The following is a 17244-nucleotide window of genomic DNA, read 5'->3' as shown; positions in this document are numbered from 1 at the left end:
CTCTTCGACGTGGTAGCGTTACCATGATTGGGATGATATGTTCGAGTCAACGCCGTCGGTCAGACGGGATGAGGGGATGCAAGATGCTGAAAGCGCTCCGGTGGATTGTGGTGCTGTGCGTTGCCTGGACGACGCCGGTCCGTGCCGAGGACGGCTATGACCTTTGGCTGCGCTATCGTGCGCTCCCTGCACCCCAAGCGGCGGCAGTTGCCGCCCGCGCGACAACGATCGTGCGCGAGGAGCAGGATGCGACGATCGCCCTTGCAGCGACGGAACTGGAGCGCGGTCTGTCTGGGCTGACCGGGCGGCGGATCGCCGACGGTGTTGTGACCGATGGTGCTATCCTGATCGGCACCGGGGCGTCGGCCCGGATCGCGGCGCTGCGCCTGCCGCTGTCGCAGCTGGGGCCGGAGGGTTATGTGCTGCGGTCGGTGACGGTCGAGGGGCGGCCGGTGACCGTCATCGCGGCGAACCGACCGGTGGGCGTGCTGTACGGCGCGTTCCGGCTGCTGCGGATCGCGCAGACGGGGCAGGCGCTCGACCGGCTGTCGATCGTCGATCGACCGCGCCTGTCGCTCAGGGTGCTGAACCATTGGGACAATCCCGACCGCTATGTCGAACGCGGCTATGCCGGGCAGTCGCTGTGGGACTGGCAGAAACTGCCGGGCTTCACCGATCCGCGCTACACCGATTATGCGCGGGCCAACGCGTCGGTCGGCATCAACGGGACGGTACTCAACAACGTCAATGCCAGCCCGGACATGCTGACGCCTGCGTTTCTGGGCAAGGTCGAGCGGCTGGCCGCGATCTTTCGGCCCTGGGGCATCCGCGTCTACCTTTCGGCGAAGTTTTCCGCGCCGATCGAGGTCGGCGGGCTGAAGACCGCCGATCCGCTCGATCCCCAAGTCGCGGCGTGGTGGCGGGCCAAGGCCGACGAAATCTATACCCGCATTCCCGATTTTGGCGGCTTTCTGGTAAAGGCCAATTCGGAGGGGCAGCCGGGTCCGGGTGACTACGGCCGCAGCCATGCCGAGGGGGCGAACATGCTGGCTGCGGCGCTGAAACCCCATGGCGGGGTCGTGATGTGGCGGGCGTTCGTCTATGCCCATGACAAGCCGGAGGATCGCGCGAAGCAAGCCTATAGCGAGTTCCAGCCGCTCGACGGGAAATTCGCCGACAATGTGATCGTGCAGGTGAAGAACGGGCCGATCGATTTCCAGCCGCGCGAGCCGTTCCATCCGCTGTTCGGCGCGATGCCCCGCACGCCGTTGATGATGGAAGTGCAGATCACCAAGGAATATCTGGGGTTCGCCACCCACCTCGCCTATCTGGGACCGATGTGGGAGGAGGTGCTGCGCAGCGACACCTATCGCCCACGGAAAGGCTCTACCGTCGCCGATGTGCTGGCACGGCCGGACGGGCTGAGCGGCATGGCCGGGGTCGCGAATGTCGGGACCGACCGCAACTGGTCGGGGTCGCAGTTCGATCAGGCGAACTGGTATGCGTTCGGGCGGCTGGCGTGGAATCCGGACGACCGGGCGGAGGCGATCGCGCGCGACTGGGCGGCGATGACCTGGGGCCAGTCGGTGGCCGGGCCGGTGACGGCGATGATGCTGCGGTCGCGGCAGGCCGTGGTGGATTACATGATGCCGCTGGGGCTGCATCACCTGTTCGCGACGGGCCATCACTATGGGCCGGGGCCGTGGGTCGACGATCTGGCGCGACCCGACTGGAACCCAGTCTATTATCACAAGGCCGACCGGAACGGGATCGGGTTCGATCGGACGCGCAGCGGCAGTGATGCGGTGGGCCAATATGCGCCGGCGCTGGCCAGGCGATGGGGCGATCCGGCGACGGTGCCGGAGGACTTGCTGCTGTGGTTCCACCACGTGCCGTGGGAGCGGCGGATGGCATCGGGGCGGACGCTGTGGGAGGAACTGATCGGGCGGTACGACCGGGGCGTGGCCGAGGTCGCGGCGATGCCGGCGCAGTGGGCGACGCTGAAGGGGCAGGTCGACGAGCAGCGTCATGCCGAGGTCGGCCAGTTCCTGACCATCCAGCGGACCGAGGCGCAGTGGTGGCGCGATGCGTGTATCGCCTATTTCGCCGAGGTCTCGGGGCGGGCGTTGCCGGCGGGCGTGGTGCCGCCGCCGCATCCGCTGGGTTGGTACAAGGCGATCCGGACGCCCTATGCGCCGGGCAATGGGCGGTAGGCTGTTTGGGCGTTGCCGTTGGGGAGGCGGCGCCTGCTGTTGTTGGAGTTTGATCTACCTTGTTTGGACCTAGCGTCGTCCCAGCGAAGGCTGAAATCTGTCGGGTCTAGCGTAGGACAGGAGCCAGTCGAGGCTCCAGCCTGCGCTGGGGCAACGTTTTCAGGTAAATGGATCAAACAGCTAGGATCGATCGACCTTCAGCTACGCCGAGTGTCGCTTCTGATCGACGCCGCCAGCTTCTCCGTCACCCCGGACTTGTTCCGGGGTCCACCGAGCCGCAATCCCGGTCGATAGAGGTTCACGCCGCACCATGGACCCCGGAACAAGTCCGGGGTGACGAATGGGCGGGGCTATTGTTACGAACGATCACCAAAGCTCGTGACGACTGCCAATGTAAGTCGCTGCAACATCGGATTTTTTAGTCCAAAGTTCACAAAGTTCACACTCGCCGCGTTCTGGCACCGGGATACGCATCCCGGTGCCAATGCAAGTCAATAGCGACGCAGCAGGCCGGTGAGCTTGCCCTGCACGCGCACCTGCTCGGGGCGATAGCGTTGCGGGTCGTAGCTGCGGTTCGCCGGGTCGAGGCGGATCATCGCCCCTTCACGCCGGAAATATTTCAGCGTCGCCTCGCTATCCTCGATCAGCGCGACCACGATTTCGCCGTCGCGTGCGGTTTCGGTGCGGCGGACCAAGGCATAGTCGCCATCGAGGATGCCGGCTTCGACCATCGAGTCCCCGGCGACTTCGAGCGCGTAATGATCGCCCGCACCCAGCAGGGCGGCGGGGACGGGGAGCGTCGCCTGCCCCTCGATCGCCTCGATCGGGACACCGGCGGCGATGCGGCCGTGCAGCGGCAGTTCGACGACATCGTTGGCCGGTTGCGGGGCGGGACGGGGCGCGGGCTTGGCCGCCGGCTTCTTCGCGACCGGGCGATCGGGCATCCGCAGCACCTCTAGCGCGCGGGCGCGATTGGGCAGGCGGCGGATGAATTCGCGTTCCTCCAGCGCGGAGATCAGGCGATGGACACCCGATTTCGACTTGAGGTCGAGCGCCTCCTTCATCTCCTCGAACGAGGGGGAAACCCCGGTCGCCTTCAACCGGTCGTCGATGAAGCAGATCAACTCGTGCTGCTTACGCGTCAGCATAACGTCCTCCGTCGGAACAGACGTGGAACCAATAGGAAACGATTTATACCCCGTCAAGCGAGTTGCAGGATTTCCGCCGAGTCGCCCGCATCTGCCGCCGGGGCGTGGGGGGCACGTACGATCAGGCAGTCCGACCGGGCGAGCGTGCGCAGCATCGAACTGTCCTGAATGGCGGCGGTCGAGACCTGTCCGTCGATCAGGGTGGCGCGCAAATAGTCCTGGCGCGCGCCGTTGGCGGGGAGCGGATGGGCAAGCCTGGCGCGGACCGTGCGCGGCATCGGATCGGCCGCACCGGCGATGCGCGCGGCGAGGGGGCGGACGAACAGCAGCGCGGTGATGAACGACGACACCGGATTGCCGGGCAGGCCCAGCACAGCGGTATTGCCTAATCGGCCGGCCAGCATCGGCTTGCCCGGCCGCAGTGCGATCCGCCAGAAGTCGAGTTCGCCGCCCGCCGCCGCCAGCGCGGGGCGGACGAGATCATGATCGCCGATCGACGCGCCGCCGGTGGTGACGAGCAGGTCGCAATCGACCGAAGCGAAGGCGTGGACCAATGCCTCCATCCTGTCGGGCAGGATGCCGAGGTCGATGCGTTCTACCGGCAGATCAGCGAGCAGCCCGGCGAGCATCAGGCCGTTGGATTCGGGAAGCTGGTCGTCGCGCAAGGGGTGTCCGGCGGGGACCAGTTCGTCGCCGGTCGCCGCGATGGCGATGCGGGCACGACGGCCAACCGACAGCGTGCCATGGCCTGCGATCGCGGCCAGTGCGGCGCGGGCCGGGGTGATGCGATCGCCCGCCGCGATCAGCAGGTCGCCTTCGCGGAAATCCAGGCCGGCGCGACGGACATTGCCGCCGCGTACGGGGCCTTCGCCCGACAGGTGCAGGCGGGTGCCGTCGCGGGTGGCTTCCTCCTGCACCAGCACGCAATCGGTGCCGGCAGGCATCGCCGCGCCGGTGAAGATGCGGGTGGCCTGTCCGGGGGACACCGTGCCGGGGAAGGAAGTCCCGGCGGCGCTTTCGCCGATCACCTCCCACGGGCCGGGCAGGTCGTCGAAACGGATCGCATAACCGTCCATGGCGGAGAGCGGGCGTGCCGGTTGGGTGCGGAGGGCGATGACGTCGGTCGCGGCGTAGCGGCCGAGGGCTTCGGTCAGGGGGAGGGTTTCGGGGACAACCGCGCGGGCGAGGGAAAGGACGCGGGCCTGTGCTTCGGCGACTGGGAGGAGGGACATAGTGAGGCCTTTGGTTCTGATCGTCACCCCGGACTTGATCCGGGGTCCCGCTTTCTCTCTCGAACAGAAGTAAGAAGCGGGACCCCGGGTCAAGCCCGGGGTGACGTTAAGGGTAGAGTGGTTGCACCTCGGTCGAGGGCGAAACCGGCGCTTAGGCCCGCACCCAGTCCCCCGACTTGCCGCCTTGCTTCTCCAGCAGGCAAATTCCTTCGATCACCATCGCCTTGTCGATCGCCTTCGCCATGTCATAGATGGTGAGGAGTGTGGTGGAAGTAGCTGTCAATGCTTCCATTTCCACGCCGGTCTTGCCGTCGGTAGCGGCGGTCGCCGTGACGCGGATCGCACCATCTTCGAACGCGAACTCGACCGATGCCTTCGTCAGCGGAAGCGGGTGGCAGAGCGGGATCAGGTCGCTGGTGCGCTTGGCGGCCATGATCCCGGCGACGCGCGCGACAGCGAGGACGTCGCCCTTCTTCACCAATCCGTCGCGGATCGCGTTAAGCGCTTCGGGTGCCATGACGATCCGACCGGTGGCGACGGCGATGCGGCGGGTCGCGACCTTGCCGCCGACATCGACCATGCGCGCGCTGCCATCGGCGTCGAGATGGGTGAGGCTCACCCGATCATCGCCCGGGTCGCGGATTCGACATCGGCATGGCGCATCAGGGCCTCGCCGATCAGAAAGCAGCGGACGCCGTGGTCGGCCATCGCGTCGAGGTCGGCACGGGTGGTCAGGCCGCTTTCGGCGACGAAGGTACAGCCGGCGGGTGCATGGCCGACCAGTTCATAGGTTCGCTCAAAACTGACCGTGAAGTCCTTGAGATTGCGATTATTTACGCCGATCAATCGCGACTTGAGGTTCAGGGCGCGGTCGAGTTCGGCGCGGTCGTGGACCTCCACCAGCACATCCATGCCGCGTTCGATCGCCGCCGCCTCGATCTCGGCCATCTGCGTGTCGGACAGCGCGGCGACGATGATGAGGATCGCGTCGGCCCCGAGCGCGCGGGCCTCGGCCACCTGCCACGGATCGACGTTGAAGTCCTTGCGCAGCACCGGCAGGTTGCACGCCGCGCGGGCGGCAATCAGGTAATCGTCGGCACCCTGGAAATAGTCGATGTCGGTCAGGACCGAGAGGCAGGCCGCGCCGCCCGCCTGATAGGCGCGGGCATGGGCGGGGGGATCGAAGTCGGCGCGGATCAAACCCTTGGACGGGCTGGCCTTCTTGATCTCGGCGATCAGCGCGTGGCCGGGTTTCGCGTCGAGCGCCGCGCGAAAGCCGCGGGGGGCCGAGCGCTCGGTCGCGCGGGCGTCGAGGTCGGCAATGCTGGCGCGGGCGCTGCGGTCAGCGACTTCGGCGTGCTTGGTGGCGAGGATGGTGTCGAGCATCGTCATGAATAGGCGATCCATTGGTCGAGCAGGCGGTCGGCAGCGCCCGAATCGATAACCTCCGCCGCGCGTTCTGCTCCGTCGCGCAGGTCGGTGGCGGTGTCGGCGATCAGAAGCGCGGCGGCGGCGTTGAGCAGCACAGCGTCGCGATACGGACCCTTCTCGCCGCGCAACAGCGCACGCAGCGCGGCCGCGTTATGCGCCGCATCGCCGCCACGAATGGCGCTGATCGGATGGCGGGACAGGCCGGCGTCTTCGGGCACGATGCGGTCGGCCATGGTCATGCCGACGGGCACGACGATGGTCGGACCAGCGCCGGAAATTTCGTCCAGCCCCTCCTCCCCCGACACGATCAGCGCGGTTTCGGCCCCCAGAAGCTCCATCGCCTCGGCATAGACGCTCGCATAATCGGGGCGGGCGATGCCGATGAGCTGGCGGGTGGTACGCGCCGGATTGGCGAGCGGACCCATAAGGTTGAAGATGGTGCGCCGCCCGATCCGCTGGCGGATGGGGGTGATGCGCTTCATCGCCGGATGATGGTTCGCGGCGAAGAGGAAGGCGATGCCGATGTCCTTCAGCGTCGATTCCGCCATCGCGCCGGCCACGCCCATGTCGAGGCCCAGCGCTTCGAGGGTGTCGGCGGCGCCGGCCTTGCTGGAGGCGGCGCGGTTGCCGTGCTTGGCGACCGGCACGCCGGCAGCGGCGACGACCAGGCTAACGGCGGTGGAGACGTTCAGGGTGTGATGTCCGTCGCCGCCGGTGCCGCAGACATCGATCGCGTCCGCCGGGCCGTCGATCGGGATCATGCGGTGGCGCAGGGCGCGGGCGGCCTCGGCGATCTCGATGCTGGTTTCGCCGCGTAGCGCGAGGTCGGTGAGGAAGGTGGCGATGGCGTCGTCCGACACCGTGCCGTCGAGGATCGCGGCGAACGCTTCGCCTGCGCTTTCGTGGCTGAGCGGCGTCGACGGATCGGGGAGCAGGGTGGTGACGGTCATGCCGGCAGGGTCGCAGGCAGTCCCGCGTCCTTCAGGAAATTGGCGAGCATGGCGTGGCCGTGTTCGGTGGCGATGCTTTCCGGATGGAACTGCACGCCGTGGATCGGCAGGTCGCGGTGGCGGAAGCCCATGACGCTGCCGTCCGACGCCGTGGCGTTGACCGCCAGCACATCGGGAATATCAGTCACGATCAGCGAGTGATAGCGCGTCGCGGTGAAGGGCGAGGGCAGGCCGGCGAAGACGCCGGTGCCGTCATGGTCGATCGGCGAGGTCTTGCCGTGCATCAGCCCGCCACGCACGACCTTTCCGCCGAAATGCTGGCCGATCGCCTGATGGCCCAGGCACACGCCCAGCAGCGGGCGCTGCGCCTGCGCACAGGCGGCGACCAGGTCGAGCGAGATGCCGGCTTCGGTCGGGGTGCAGGGACCGGGGGAGATCAGGAAACCCTGCGCATTGCTGGTCAGCGCATCGGCGGCGGTCATGCTGTCGTTGCGCTCGACGCGAACCTCGACGCCCAGTTCCATCAGGTAATGGACGAGGTTCCAGGTGAAGCTGTCGTAATTGTCGATGACGAGGATCATGGCACCGCCATAGCGTCCCGTCGCGTCCGTGCAACGTCCGGAAATATTCCGACGTTCATCCCGTGCTAATCAGCGAGTGCGGTTAAGTGGCGTAACGAGGAGACGGACGATGATGCGCATGGGTTTGGCGGGACTGGCACTGGCGATCGCGGCGCCCGCGCTGGCACAGGATGCGCCCGCCGATCCGCCGCAGCGGGTGCGCAACGCCACCGTCTATGGCGAGGAAGCCTGCCCCAAGCCCGACAGCGACGACGAGATCGTGGTCTGCGCGCGGCTGGGCGAGAATGAGCGCTATCGCATCCCCAAGCGGTTCCGCAACCCGCCCGACAAGTCGTCGGCCGGGGCGAGCTGGGCGGTCAGGGCCGACAGCGCGATGGAAGAGGCGCGGGTCGGGCGGCCGAACAGCTGTTCGGTGGTCGGCACCGGCGGGCAGACCGGCTGTACCCAGGCGATGCTGCGGCAATGGTTCGCGTGGCGGCGCGACCAGCAGGCGCAGCAGCGCGACATCCCGTAACGATCAGGCGGCGTCGTTGATTTGCGCGAGGCTGTCGTCGTAGCGGTAGAGGCGCCCCTCGCGTTTCGACGCATAGAGCGCGGCATCGGCGCGGCGGCGTAGCGCATCGAGCGTCGCTGCATCCTCCGGGAAACAGGCATAGCCGATACTCGCGCCGACCGGCGCGGCGACATCGCCGTCGATGCGGTAGCGCCGCGTCGACAGCGCGTGGTGCACCCGTTCGGCCAGCTTCCGGGCGGCATCGGTGGACAGGTCGCGAACTGCCACCATGAATTCGTCGCCACCCAGTCGCGCGATGAAGGCCGTGTCGGGTGTGACATGCCGCAGGCGCGCCGCGACCTCCACCAGCACACTGTCGCCCGCCGCATGGCCATAGCGGTCGTTGACGGGTTTGAACCGGTCGAGGTCGATGCACATCAGCACCAGCGGGCATTGCGGCGTGTCGGCCATCTGCCCCAGCGTCTCGTCGAGGCCGTGGCGATTGACGAGGCCCGTCAGCGGATCGTGCCCGGCCAGGTAGCGGTTGCGTTCGGCAGCCTCCAGCGAGAGCGCCAGCATCCGTCCGAAATTGCCGAGCAGCGCGCGGACGCCAACGAACAGCGGGACGGTCATCGGCAGGAGCAGCCACAACAGCGGCTCCCCCGACAGCGCCAGGCCGATCTTGAACGGCAGGTCGCACAGCATCACCATCAGCGTCGCCAGTCGCGGCACCGCATAGTTGCGCGCGCAGATCGGTGCGATCAGGCCAAGCGTGAACGCCGTGGCGATGGCCGTCAGCACCAGATCGCCGGTCAGGGCGATGGCGGCGGCCGACAGACCCTGCAACGTGCACCACGCGATCGACAACAGCATCGATGGCTCGATCGAGGGCAGTCGCCCGTCGCGATCGTCCCGGCGTACCTGCCGTACGACCTGCAGCCGCATCGCCAGGACGATCAGTTCGAGGACGGTGAAGATCCAGAACCCGATCTGCCCGGTTCGGATCGCCGCGGCGATGCAGACCGACAGGCCGGACACGGCGGCCATGATAACGACCGACGGCGCCGACAGGACGGTGGCATGAAGCATCGGGCGCGCCGAATCGGGCACCGCCACGACAGGATCGGCAAGCCAGGCGAGCGGCCCGTTGCTACCTTTCAGGCGTGCCTGGCGCTGATGCTCCATTTCGTCGATCCCGGATGCGTACGATCAGACAGAATGATCCGGAAAACCCTGTAATCCCGTTAATTTGTCTTGCCCGTCCGGCGGCAGCGGTCGGAGCAATAGACGACGTTTTCCCAATCGCGCGCCCACTTCTTGCGCCATGCGAACGGACGTTCGCACACCGGGCAGACTTTTGTCGGCAAGTCGCGCTTGGCGACGCCCTGCGGCATCAGCGCGGTTGCCGGTCGAGGAAAGCGGCGACCTGCCCCAGATCGACCGAGCGGTCGAGATAGGTCTGGCCGATCCCGCGCGCGAGCAGGAAGGGCAGGGTGCCGCCCTCGCGCTTCTTGTCGTGCAGCATATGACCGACCAGCGTGTCGCCCGACGCGGCGATGCCGGCCGCGGCGAGGCTGTCGGGCAGGCCGGCGTCGCGCAGATGCGCGGCGACCCGTGCCGAATCCTCGGTGCGGCACAGCCCCTGTTCGGCGGAAAAGGCGAAAGCGAGCGCCATGCCCGCCGCGACTCCTTCGCCGTGCAGCAGCGATCCGTCGAAGCCGGCCTCCGCCTCCAGCGCATGGCCGAAGGTGTGGCCGAGATTGAGGAGCGCGCGGGTGCCGGTCGTCTCGCGCTCGTCGGCGCCGACGATGCGCGCCTTGGCGTATACCGATCGGGCGATCGCGTGCGAACGGGCCAGCGGATCACCGAGCAACAGCGCGGTGCCGTTCGATTCACACCACGCGAAGAAATCCGGATCGTCGATCAGCCCGTATTTCACGACCTCGGCATAGCCCGCGCGGACTTCGCGGGGCGGCAGCGTGTCGAGCGTCGTCGGGTCGATCAGCACCAGGGCGGGCTGATGAAACGCGCCGACCAGATTCTTGCCGGCGCGGGTGTTGATGCCGGTCTTGCCGCCCACCGACGAATCGACCTGTGCGAGCAGGGTCGTCGGCACCTGTACGAAGCCGCAACCGCGCTTCAGGATGGCGGCGGCGAACCCCACCAGATCGCCGATCACGCCGCCGCCCAGCGCGACGATATGGTCACCACGCTCCACGCCCAGCGCCAGCAGCGAATCAAGCAGTGATTCGAGCGTCGCCCAGCTTTTCGATCCCTCGCCCGCCCGGATTTCGATCGCCTCGCTGGCGATTCCGCACGTGGTCAGCGAATCGCGCAAGGTGGCGAGGTGCATCGGCACCTGCGCATCGGCGACGATCACCATCCGCCGGCCGCGCGCGATCGGGCCGAGGTGATCGCCGGCGCGGGCCAGCACGCCGTCCTCGATCACGATGTCGTAGCTGCGGTCGCCAAGCGCGACGGGGATGACGGTCATTGGCCGATGGCTTTCAGGATAGCGGAGACGGTGGCGTCGTGCGGCGCGTGCTGGCTGACGATATGGATCGGCGCAAGCGCATAGACCGGGTTCCGCACGCGGGCGAGTTCGGTCAGCACCTTTTGCGGGTCCTTGCCGCGCAGCAGCGGGCGGGTATCGCGCCGGCGCACCCGGTCGGCCAGCACGGCGGGCGACGCGTCGAGCCAGATCGCCAGCGCCTGATCGAGGATCAGCCCACGGGTATCGGGCTGCATGAACGCGCCGCCGCCGGTCGCGATGATCTTCGGCGTGCCATCGATCAGCCGGGCGATGACCCGGCGTTCGCCATCGCGGAAATGATCCTCGCCGAACCGTTCGAAGATTTCGGCGATGGTCATGCCGGCGGCATGTTCGATCTCGTTATCGGCATCGACGAAATCGAGCTTCATCCGCTGCGCCAGGCGGCGGCCGACGGTGGATTTGCCCACGCCCATCAGCCCGACCAGCACGATCGGGCGGCCGGTCCAGCGGGGGGCGGGGTGGGGCAGGGAGTCTTGAATTTGCAGCATTGCGGGAGGGGCTATACAGCCGCCCCGCCGATCGGGCAAAAGGCGCGTCGCCGTCTTTTGCCCTGGCCCCTAATATTCGGGACGATCTGATCCATGTCGCGTTCGCTTGTCATTCTTCTCGTCGTCCTCGTCGCGCTGGTCGCGGGCATGTTCGTTCTGGCGGGACGTTCGACCGAGCAGCAGCCGACCCAGATCGAAAAGGCGGTCGCGCTTGAAAACCTCGCCAACTGACCGGTTGCGCGTCGGGATCGCCGCCGCCGCGTTGATCGCGGTCGCGGTGCCGGCGATCGGGCAAGATGTGCCCGAATCGCTGTTGCCGCCCGGTTTCGGCGACGCGCCGGCCCCCGCCCCCACGCCGACCCCGCGCGCCAGTCCGCGTGCCGCCCCGCCCGGTGGGCCGAATTTCGCGCCGACCGCACCGATCGTGCAGCCCCTGCCCGGTGTTCCCGGCGTGGCGGGGGCGGAGCCGACGCCGGTGCCCAGCGCGACGGCAACGCCGACCCCGATCAGCCCCGACGCGCTGCGCCAATATGAGTTGCCCGATTATGCACGGCGCTCGACCGCCAGCATCGGCATCGCCGGACAGGGCGGGGCATTTGGCGGCAATGCCTTTGGCGCGAGCGACGGTCCTTGGCTGCAGCGAATCATGCGGTCGCTCGACGCGCCGGTCGTGTCGCGCTGGGTCTCGATCGGTCTCCGCCGGGCGCTGGTGTCCGACATCGCCACGCCATCGGGCGTCGATGGCGCGGATTTCGCGGCCGAGCGGGCGTGGTTGCTGGTGCGGATGGGGGAGGTAGCACCGGCCCGTGCGCTGGTCCAGTCGGTCGACATCGACAATTATACGCCGAAACTGTTCCAGATCGCGATGCAGGCGATGCTGGCGACCGGCGATCCGGCGGGGCTGTGCCCGCTGACGACGCCAGCGATGCAAGTGTCGAACGAACGAGGCTGGCGGCTGGCGAACGCCATCTGCCTCGGCCTGTCGGGCCAGGCCCGCGAGGCCGGGCGGATCGTCGATCAGGCGCGGCGACAGGCACCAGGCGGCGGCGCGATCGACGTGGCGCTGGCCGAAAAGCTGGTCGGCAAGGGCGCGCAGGGTCGCCGCGCCGCGACGATCGAATGGGACGGGATCGACCGGTTGACCGCGTGGCGATATGGCATGGCCGCCGCCAGCGCGACGCCGGTGCCCGCCGGCCTGTTCGGCGGGGTTGGTCCGCAGGTCCGTTACTGGCACGCCACCGCGCCGCAATATGCGCCCAATGTGCGGTTGACCGACGCCGATCTGGCCGCCGCGCAGGGCGTGTTGTCCAGCGAGGCGCTGGTCGATCTCTATGCCCAGCTGACCACCGACGAGGACGCGACCAGCACGCAGACCGCGCTGGCGACCGATCTGCGCACCGCCTTTACCGGCAGCGATGCCGATCGGCTGGCGATGCTGCGCCAGTTCTGGGAACCGGCGATTACCACCGATCTGGGCTATGCCCGGCGGGTGTTGACCGCACGGGCGGCGGCGATGATCGCGCCGGTGGCGGATCATGCGGGCGACGCCGATCAGCTGATCGCGGCGATGCTGACCGCCGGGCTGGACCTGCCGGCGCTGCGCTGGCGCGGGATCGTGCCCGTCGGCAGCGATGGCTGGGCGATGCTGACCGTTGCCGACCCGATGGGCCGGTCGGTCGCACCGGGTGCGGTGTCGGACTATGCCGGACAGAATGCGCGTAAAGGACAGTTGCTGTTCGCCGCGCTGGCCGGGCTTGGCCGGTTGCCGCGCGATCAGGTGCAGGGCATGGCCCGCGAACTGAACGTCGCGGTCGGCGCGCGCAACGCATGGACCGATGCGATCGACCGGGCCGGCGTGAATGGCGAGGGCGGCACGGTGCTGCTGCTCGCGGCGACGGGGATGCAGACGCGCGACTGGCGCGGCGTGCCGGCCGAAGCGCTGTTCCATATCGTTGCGGCGCTGCGCGCGGCGGGGCGCGAGGGCGAGGCACGGATGATCGCGGCGGAAGCGATCGCGCGTTCGTGACGGACCCGGCGTGAGCGCGCCCGGCGGCGACCGGGTGTTGATCGACCGCTTTCTGGAAATGATGGCGGCGGAGGCGGGCGCGGCGCGCAATACGCTGTCCGCCTATCGCACCGACCTGTCGCTGGCGTCGGAAGCGCTGGGCGGGCGGCTGTCGGGCGCGGATGCGGATGCGATCGGGCGGCTGGCCGATGGCTGGTCCGCGCTGGCCAAGGCGACCGTCGCGCGCAAGGCAGCGGCGCTCCGGCGATTCTTTGCGTTTCTGGCCGAGGAAGGACTGCGCGCCGACGATCCCGGGGGGGCGCTGCCCCGGCCCGGCACGTCGCGTGGATTACCCAGGACCCTGTCGAGCGGGGACATCGATGCGATGTTCGCCGCGATCGACGCGCGGACCCAGCGGGTGCCGCCCGACCGCAACGACTTGCGCCTGTCCGCCCTGTTCGAGCTGCTCTACGGATCGGGGCTGCGCGCGACCGAGCTGGTGTCGCTGCCCCGCGGGACCATCGCGTCCGACCGGCCCTATATGATCCTGAAGGGCAAGGGCGGGCGCGAACGGATGGTGCCGCTGTCCGATCGGTCGCGTGCCGCCGTGGCGCGATGGCGGGCGCATGTGCCGGGCGACAGCGCGTGGCTGTTCCCGTCGGGCAAGGGGCATTTGTCGCGGATGCGGCTGTACCAGATCGTGAGGGCGCTGGCCGGGGAGGCGGGGATCGCGCCCGACCGGATCAGCCCGCACGTGCTGCGCCACGCCTTTGCCACGCACCTGCTGGAAGGGGGCGCCGACCTGCGCGCGTTGCAGGCGATGCTGGGCCATGCCGATATCGCGACCACCGAAATCTATACCCATGTTGATGCGTCGCGGCTGGTGCAACTGGTCAACGAACGCCACCCGCTGATTGACGCCGGGCGGACACGGCCATAGGGCGCGGAACCATGGCTACCTTCCTTGATTTCGAAAAACCCATCGCCGAACTGCAGGCGCGCATCGACGAATTGCGCGATACCGCCGCCGATGGCGAGCTGGACATCGCGACCGAAATCGGGCGATTGCAGACCAAGTCCGACCGGCTGCTGCGCGAAACCTATGCGAAGCTGACTCCGTGGCAGAAGACGCAGGTCGCGCGTCATCCCGAACGGCCGCATTTCAAGCATTATGTCGCGGCGCTGGTCGACGACTTCATGCCGCTGGGCGGCGACCGTGCCTTTGCCGACGATCAGGCGATACTGGGCGGCATCGGCCGCTTTCGCGGCCGCAAGGTGATGGTGATCGGCCATGAAAAGGGCGACGATACCGCCACCCGCCTGCGCCACAATTTCGGCATGGGCAAGCCCGAGGGCTATCGCAAGGCGATCCGCCTGATGCAACTGGCCGACCGCTTCGGCCTGCCGGTGGTGACGTTGGTCGACACGTCGGGTGCCTTTCCCGGTATCCAGGCGGAAGAGCGCGGACAGGCCGAAGCGATCGCGCGGTCGACCGAGGCTGCGCTGAACCTGGGCGTGCCGATGGTGTCGGCGATTCTGGGCGAAGGCGGATCGGGCGGCGCGATCGCGCTGGCGGCGGGCAACAAAGTGCTGATGATGGAGCATGCGGTCTATTCGGTTATCTCGCCGGAGGGTTGCGCGTCGATCCTGTGGCGCACGGCCGACAAGGCACCGGAAGCGGCCGAAGCGATGCGGGTGACCGCGCAGGACCTGAAGGCGCTGGGCGTGATCGACCGTATCGTGGCCGAGCCGCTGGGCGCGGCGCATCGCGATCCGGCGGCGGCGATCGCTGCGCTGGGCGATGCGATCGATGGGGAACTGACCGGACTGGCCGCGCAGGATGCGGCAGCACTGCGGCAATCGCGGCGGCAGAAGTTCCTGGCGATGGGGCGGCTGTAACCGCCTGAAGCGATCCCGGCCCGCTCCCCCGACCGGCTACCGATACAGTGGCGGGACGGGGCAGCGGGCCGGGAACGTCCGAACCTCCGCCCTAAGGCGAGCGCCCTACGACGCCTTCATGTTGGCGGAGACGTTGCCGAAGGTCAGCTTGAGCTTGTTGCCCAGGCCCTGCATGGCGGCGATGGCGGCCACGGCGATCAGCGCTGCGATCAGGCCATATTCGATGGCCGTCGCGCCTTTGCGATCCTTGATGATTTTCAATAACTTGACGGTCATGTTTTGTTCCCCTTCAAGGAATGGGGTGGCGGGACCCCCGTCCCGCCACCCCACGCCATCGAGCTAACGTCTTACGACGCCTTCATGTTCGACGTGACGTTGCCGAAGGTCAGCTTCAGCTGGTTGCCCAGGCCCTGCATCGCGGCGATGGCGGCGACGGCAATCAGCGCTGCGATCAGGCCGTATTCGATCGCGGTGGCACCCTTGCTGTTCTTCAGGAAGGTACGGATCTTCTGCATAATCTGCTCCATGGTTCTGCGTGCTTCAATTCCCGGTCATTCGAAACCAGGTTTCGTCCGACGGGTGCAGATTAGCGGGAGCGCGGTTGACAAAAGTTTAAAGAAATATCGGCGGGATCATTATGATGGTTAACCCCGCGGTCCGTTCTGCGTAACGTTCAGGGTTATACCGTTCCACAGGTCGCTGGTGGTCTTTCCCAACTGTGCTACGGCGGCGATAAGGCCGATCACGATGAGCGCCAGGATCATGCCATATTCGATGGCGGTTCCGCCGCGCTGGTCCCGCCACAGGCTGCGCAGGGCGCGCAGGGTTGAACGCATGACGGAGGACTCCTGTTGAACGTCGCGCCAATTCCTATGTCGAATGAGGTTAAGAAAGTGTCGTCCACCCCTGTCCCGATTTTACTGGTAACCGCCGCGGCGATGATCGACGGCGACGGGCGGGTGCTGGTGCAACAGCGGCCGCCGGGTACGTCGATGGCCGGCTTATGGGAGTTTCCCGGCGGCAAGGTGGAGCCGGGTGAGACGCCCGAGGCTGCGTTGGTCCGCGAACTGGACGAGGAACTGGGCATCGTGGTCGATCACCAGTGTCTGGCCCCGGCGGCGTTCGCCAGCGAGGCGCTGGGCGAGCGGCATTTGTTGCTGCTGCTCTATGCGTTGCGCAAGTGGAACGGGATTCCGGTCGCGCACCATGCGACCGCGCTGCAATGGCTGCGACCGGTGCAACTGCACGCGCTGCCAATGCCGCCGGCCGACCGGCCGTTGATCGGATTGCTGGAGGCTTTGGTCTAGATGTTCTGCCCATCCTTGTTGAAGCAGGCGTCATGCCAGCCTTCGCTGGGGTGACGTTCCCGCACCGATGGATCAAACTCTAGGCGCGCGGGCGCAGCGTGTCGGCTAGCGAGGCGGTGGCGCTGCCGCGACGGGCGGGCTGGGGCTGGCTGGGGGCGGGTGCCCAGCCGGTCAGGTAGATGACCTCGAACTGTTCGGCGGTGCGGCCGTCGGGATCGGCGCGGTCGGCAAAGGCCGATGCGGCGGCGACCAGCCCGGCGCGGCCGAGCGGGGCCGGCTCCAGCAGTCCGGTCGCGCCCATGCCGCGCAGGTCGTCGACCAGCTTGCCGATGCCGGCATAGCGCACGGTCAGCGTTTCCGAATCGGCCACCGGCAGCGCGAAGCCGGCGCGGACCAGCAGGTCGCCGGCCGATCGAAGGTCGATCTGCGGATGGACGCGCGCAGCGGGCCGGTCCGCCTCGGCGGCAAGCAGCGACTGGCGGAGGGTGGCAAGCGTGCGGCCGCCGGTAAAGGCGGCGAGGAACAGGCCGTCGGGGCGCAGGCTGCGACGGATCAGTGTCAACGCACCGGGCAGGTCGTTGACGCCGTCGAGCACGCCGACCGACACCACCAGGTCGAACGCGCCATCGGCGAAGGGCAGGCGGTCCTCGTCCCCCTGCACCCCGCCGGCCGCGCGGGCAAAGGCGAAGCCGGGATCGAAGCGCACTACCCGCGCGCCCGGCGGCGGCGTGAACGCGGCATCGGCGCAGCCGAGGTCGAGCACGTCCGAAAAGCTGCGCGTCACCGCCTGCAACCGGTCCTCGACCCCCTCCAGCATATAGCGGTGCAGGAAATCGGCGCGGGCGAAGTCGGGCTGGGCGCGGTCGCGGTGCAGGCGGCGGCGGGGGCGGGCGAAGAGATCGGGGGCACTCACGCCGCGCCTTGTGCCGTGCGGCGGGCGCGG

The 17244-nt window shown here is 68.0% G+C and carries 21 protein-coding genes; 7 read left to right on the top strand and 14 right to left on the bottom strand.

Features of this window, described 5'->3' with window-relative positions; genetic code table 11:
- Positions 1-83: 83 nt before the first annotated feature.
- Complete coding sequence (locus tag ASE83_RS16155) at positions 84-2213, top strand: alpha-glucuronidase family glycosyl hydrolase (protein WP_156353256.1); 2130 nt, start codon at positions 84-86, stop codon at positions 2211-2213.
- 491 nt (positions 2214-2704) lie between these two features.
- Here ASE83_RS16155 and lexA read toward each other — a convergent pair whose 3' ends face one another.
- The 6 genes from lexA to ASE83_RS16125 form a co-directional block, all read right to left on the bottom strand.
- Positions 2705-3361 (bottom strand): transcriptional repressor LexA, encoded by a 657-nt coding sequence (lexA, locus tag ASE83_RS16150; protein WP_055792697.1) that lies wholly within the window; start codon positions 3359-3361, stop codon positions 2705-2707.
- 53 nt (positions 3362-3414) lie between these two features.
- Entirely contained in the window at positions 3415-4593 is a 1179-nt protein-coding gene (locus ASE83_RS16145; protein WP_055792694.1) for a molybdopterin molybdotransferase MoeA, read from the bottom strand.
- Between the two features lie 151 nt (positions 4594-4744).
- The gene (gene moaC, locus ASE83_RS16140) at positions 4745-5212 is read right to left on the bottom strand and encodes a cyclic pyranopterin monophosphate synthase MoaC (protein ID WP_268794984.1); all 468 of its coding nucleotides are present in this window, start codon (positions 5210-5212) and stop codon (positions 4745-4747) included.
- On the bottom strand, positions 5209-5985 hold the full coding sequence (gene trpC / locus ASE83_RS16135) for an indole-3-glycerol phosphate synthase TrpC (RefSeq protein WP_055792690.1): 777 nt from the start codon (positions 5983-5985) through the stop codon (positions 5209-5211). Before trpC ends, moaC begins: the two co-directional genes overlap by 4 nt.
- Positions 5982-6974 (bottom strand): anthranilate phosphoribosyltransferase, encoded by a 993-nt coding sequence (trpD, locus tag ASE83_RS16130; RefSeq protein ID WP_055792687.1) that lies wholly within the window; start codon positions 6972-6974, stop codon positions 5982-5984. Before trpD ends, trpC begins: the two co-directional genes overlap by 4 nt.
- Positions 6971-7555, bottom strand: coding sequence for an anthranilate synthase component II (locus tag ASE83_RS16125; RefSeq protein ID WP_055792684.1), 585 nt, complete (start codon positions 7553-7555; stop codon positions 6971-6973). The genes trpD and ASE83_RS16125 overlap by 4 nt, the downstream gene beginning before the upstream one ends.
- A 109-nt stretch (positions 7556-7664) precedes the next feature.
- Here ASE83_RS16125 and ASE83_RS16120 point away from each other — a divergent pair, with 109 nt between their 5' ends.
- The gene (locus tag ASE83_RS16120) at positions 7665-8069 is read left to right on the top strand and encodes a hypothetical protein (RefSeq protein WP_055792681.1); all 405 of its coding nucleotides are present in this window, start codon (positions 7665-7667) and stop codon (positions 8067-8069) included.
- Positions 8070-8072: 3 nt separating this feature from the next.
- On the opposite strand, the gene ASE83_RS16115 is transcribed toward ASE83_RS16120, so the two are convergent.
- From ASE83_RS16115 to ASE83_RS16105, 4 genes are read right to left on the bottom strand one after another with little or no spacing between them, the layout of a single operon-like run.
- A complete protein-coding gene (locus ASE83_RS16115; RefSeq protein WP_055792678.1) occupies positions 8073-9233 on the bottom strand; it encodes a GGDEF domain-containing protein in 1161 nt (386 codons plus the stop codon).
- A gap of 59 nt (positions 9234-9292) precedes the next feature.
- A complete protein-coding gene (locus ASE83_RS18275; RefSeq protein WP_082443426.1) occupies positions 9293-9442 on the bottom strand; it encodes a DUF2256 domain-containing protein in 150 nt (49 codons plus the stop codon).
- The gene (gene aroB, locus ASE83_RS16110) at positions 9442-10542 is read right to left on the bottom strand and encodes a 3-dehydroquinate synthase (RefSeq protein ID WP_055792675.1); all 1101 of its coding nucleotides are present in this window, start codon (positions 10540-10542) and stop codon (positions 9442-9444) included. Before aroB ends, ASE83_RS18275 begins: the two co-directional genes overlap by 1 nt.
- Entirely contained in the window at positions 10539-11090 is a 552-nt protein-coding gene (locus ASE83_RS16105) for a shikimate kinase (RefSeq protein WP_055792672.1), read from the bottom strand. The genes aroB and ASE83_RS16105 overlap by 4 nt, the downstream gene beginning before the upstream one ends.
- A gap of 93 nt (positions 11091-11183) precedes the next feature.
- On the opposite strand from ASE83_RS16105, the gene ASE83_RS18835 reads away from it, so the two are divergent.
- Genes ASE83_RS18835 through ASE83_RS16090 form a run of 4 tightly spaced genes read left to right on the top strand, consistent with a single transcriptional unit; the run spans position 11184 to position 14994 of the window.
- The gene (locus tag ASE83_RS18835; protein WP_200921915.1) at positions 11184-11321 is read left to right on the top strand and encodes a hypothetical protein; all 138 of its coding nucleotides are present in this window, start codon (positions 11184-11186) and stop codon (positions 11319-11321) included.
- Positions 11302-13116 (top strand): hypothetical protein, encoded by a 1815-nt coding sequence (locus ASE83_RS16100; RefSeq protein WP_055792669.1) that lies wholly within the window; start codon positions 11302-11304, stop codon positions 13114-13116. Before ASE83_RS18835 ends, ASE83_RS16100 begins: the two co-directional genes overlap by 20 nt.
- A gap of 10 nt (positions 13117-13126) precedes the next feature.
- Positions 13127-14035 carry a tyrosine-type recombinase/integrase gene (locus ASE83_RS16095; protein ID WP_055792666.1) on the top strand — a complete coding sequence of 303 codons (909 nt, stop codon included), beginning with the start codon at positions 13127-13129 and terminating at the stop codon, positions 14033-14035.
- An 11-nt stretch (positions 14036-14046) separates the two neighbouring features.
- Positions 14047-14994 (top strand): acetyl-CoA carboxylase carboxyltransferase subunit alpha, encoded by a 948-nt coding sequence (locus ASE83_RS16090; RefSeq protein WP_055792663.1) that lies wholly within the window; start codon positions 14047-14049, stop codon positions 14992-14994.
- Positions 14995-15099: 105 nt separating this feature from the next.
- Here the strand turns inward: ASE83_RS16090 and ASE83_RS16085 are convergent, their stop codons facing one another.
- The 3 genes from ASE83_RS16085 to ASE83_RS16075 form a co-directional block, all read right to left on the bottom strand.
- Entirely contained in the window at positions 15100-15270 is a 171-nt protein-coding gene (locus ASE83_RS16085; RefSeq protein ID WP_055792660.1) for a Flp family type IVb pilin, read from the bottom strand.
- Between the two features lie 71 nt (positions 15271-15341).
- On the bottom strand, positions 15342-15509 hold the full coding sequence (locus ASE83_RS16080) for a Flp family type IVb pilin (protein ID WP_055793027.1): 168 nt from the start codon (positions 15507-15509) through the stop codon (positions 15342-15344).
- Between the two features lie 129 nt (positions 15510-15638).
- A complete protein-coding gene (locus tag ASE83_RS16075) occupies positions 15639-15830 on the bottom strand; it encodes a Flp family type IVb pilin (RefSeq protein ID WP_055792658.1) in 192 nt (63 codons plus the stop codon).
- A gap of 102 nt (positions 15831-15932) precedes the next feature.
- Here ASE83_RS16075 and ASE83_RS16070 point away from each other — a divergent pair, with 102 nt between their 5' ends.
- A complete protein-coding gene (locus tag ASE83_RS16070) occupies positions 15933-16301 on the top strand; it encodes a (deoxy)nucleoside triphosphate pyrophosphohydrolase (RefSeq protein ID WP_235513299.1) in 369 nt (122 codons plus the stop codon).
- A gap of 79 nt (positions 16302-16380) precedes the next feature.
- On the opposite strand, the gene ASE83_RS16065 is transcribed toward ASE83_RS16070, so the two are convergent.
- Positions 16381-17214 carry a class I SAM-dependent methyltransferase gene (locus tag ASE83_RS16065; RefSeq protein ID WP_055792649.1) on the bottom strand — a complete coding sequence of 278 codons (834 nt, stop codon included), beginning with the start codon at positions 17212-17214 and terminating at the stop codon, positions 16381-16383.
- Positions 17215-17244 lie beyond the last annotated feature (30 nt).

The sequence above is a fragment of the Sphingomonas sp. Leaf32 genome (genome assembly GCF_001421765.1).
GTDB lineage: Bacteria > Pseudomonadota > Alphaproteobacteria > Sphingomonadales > Sphingomonadaceae > Sphingomonas.
This window is presented reverse-complemented; position numbering and strand designations above follow the sequence as displayed.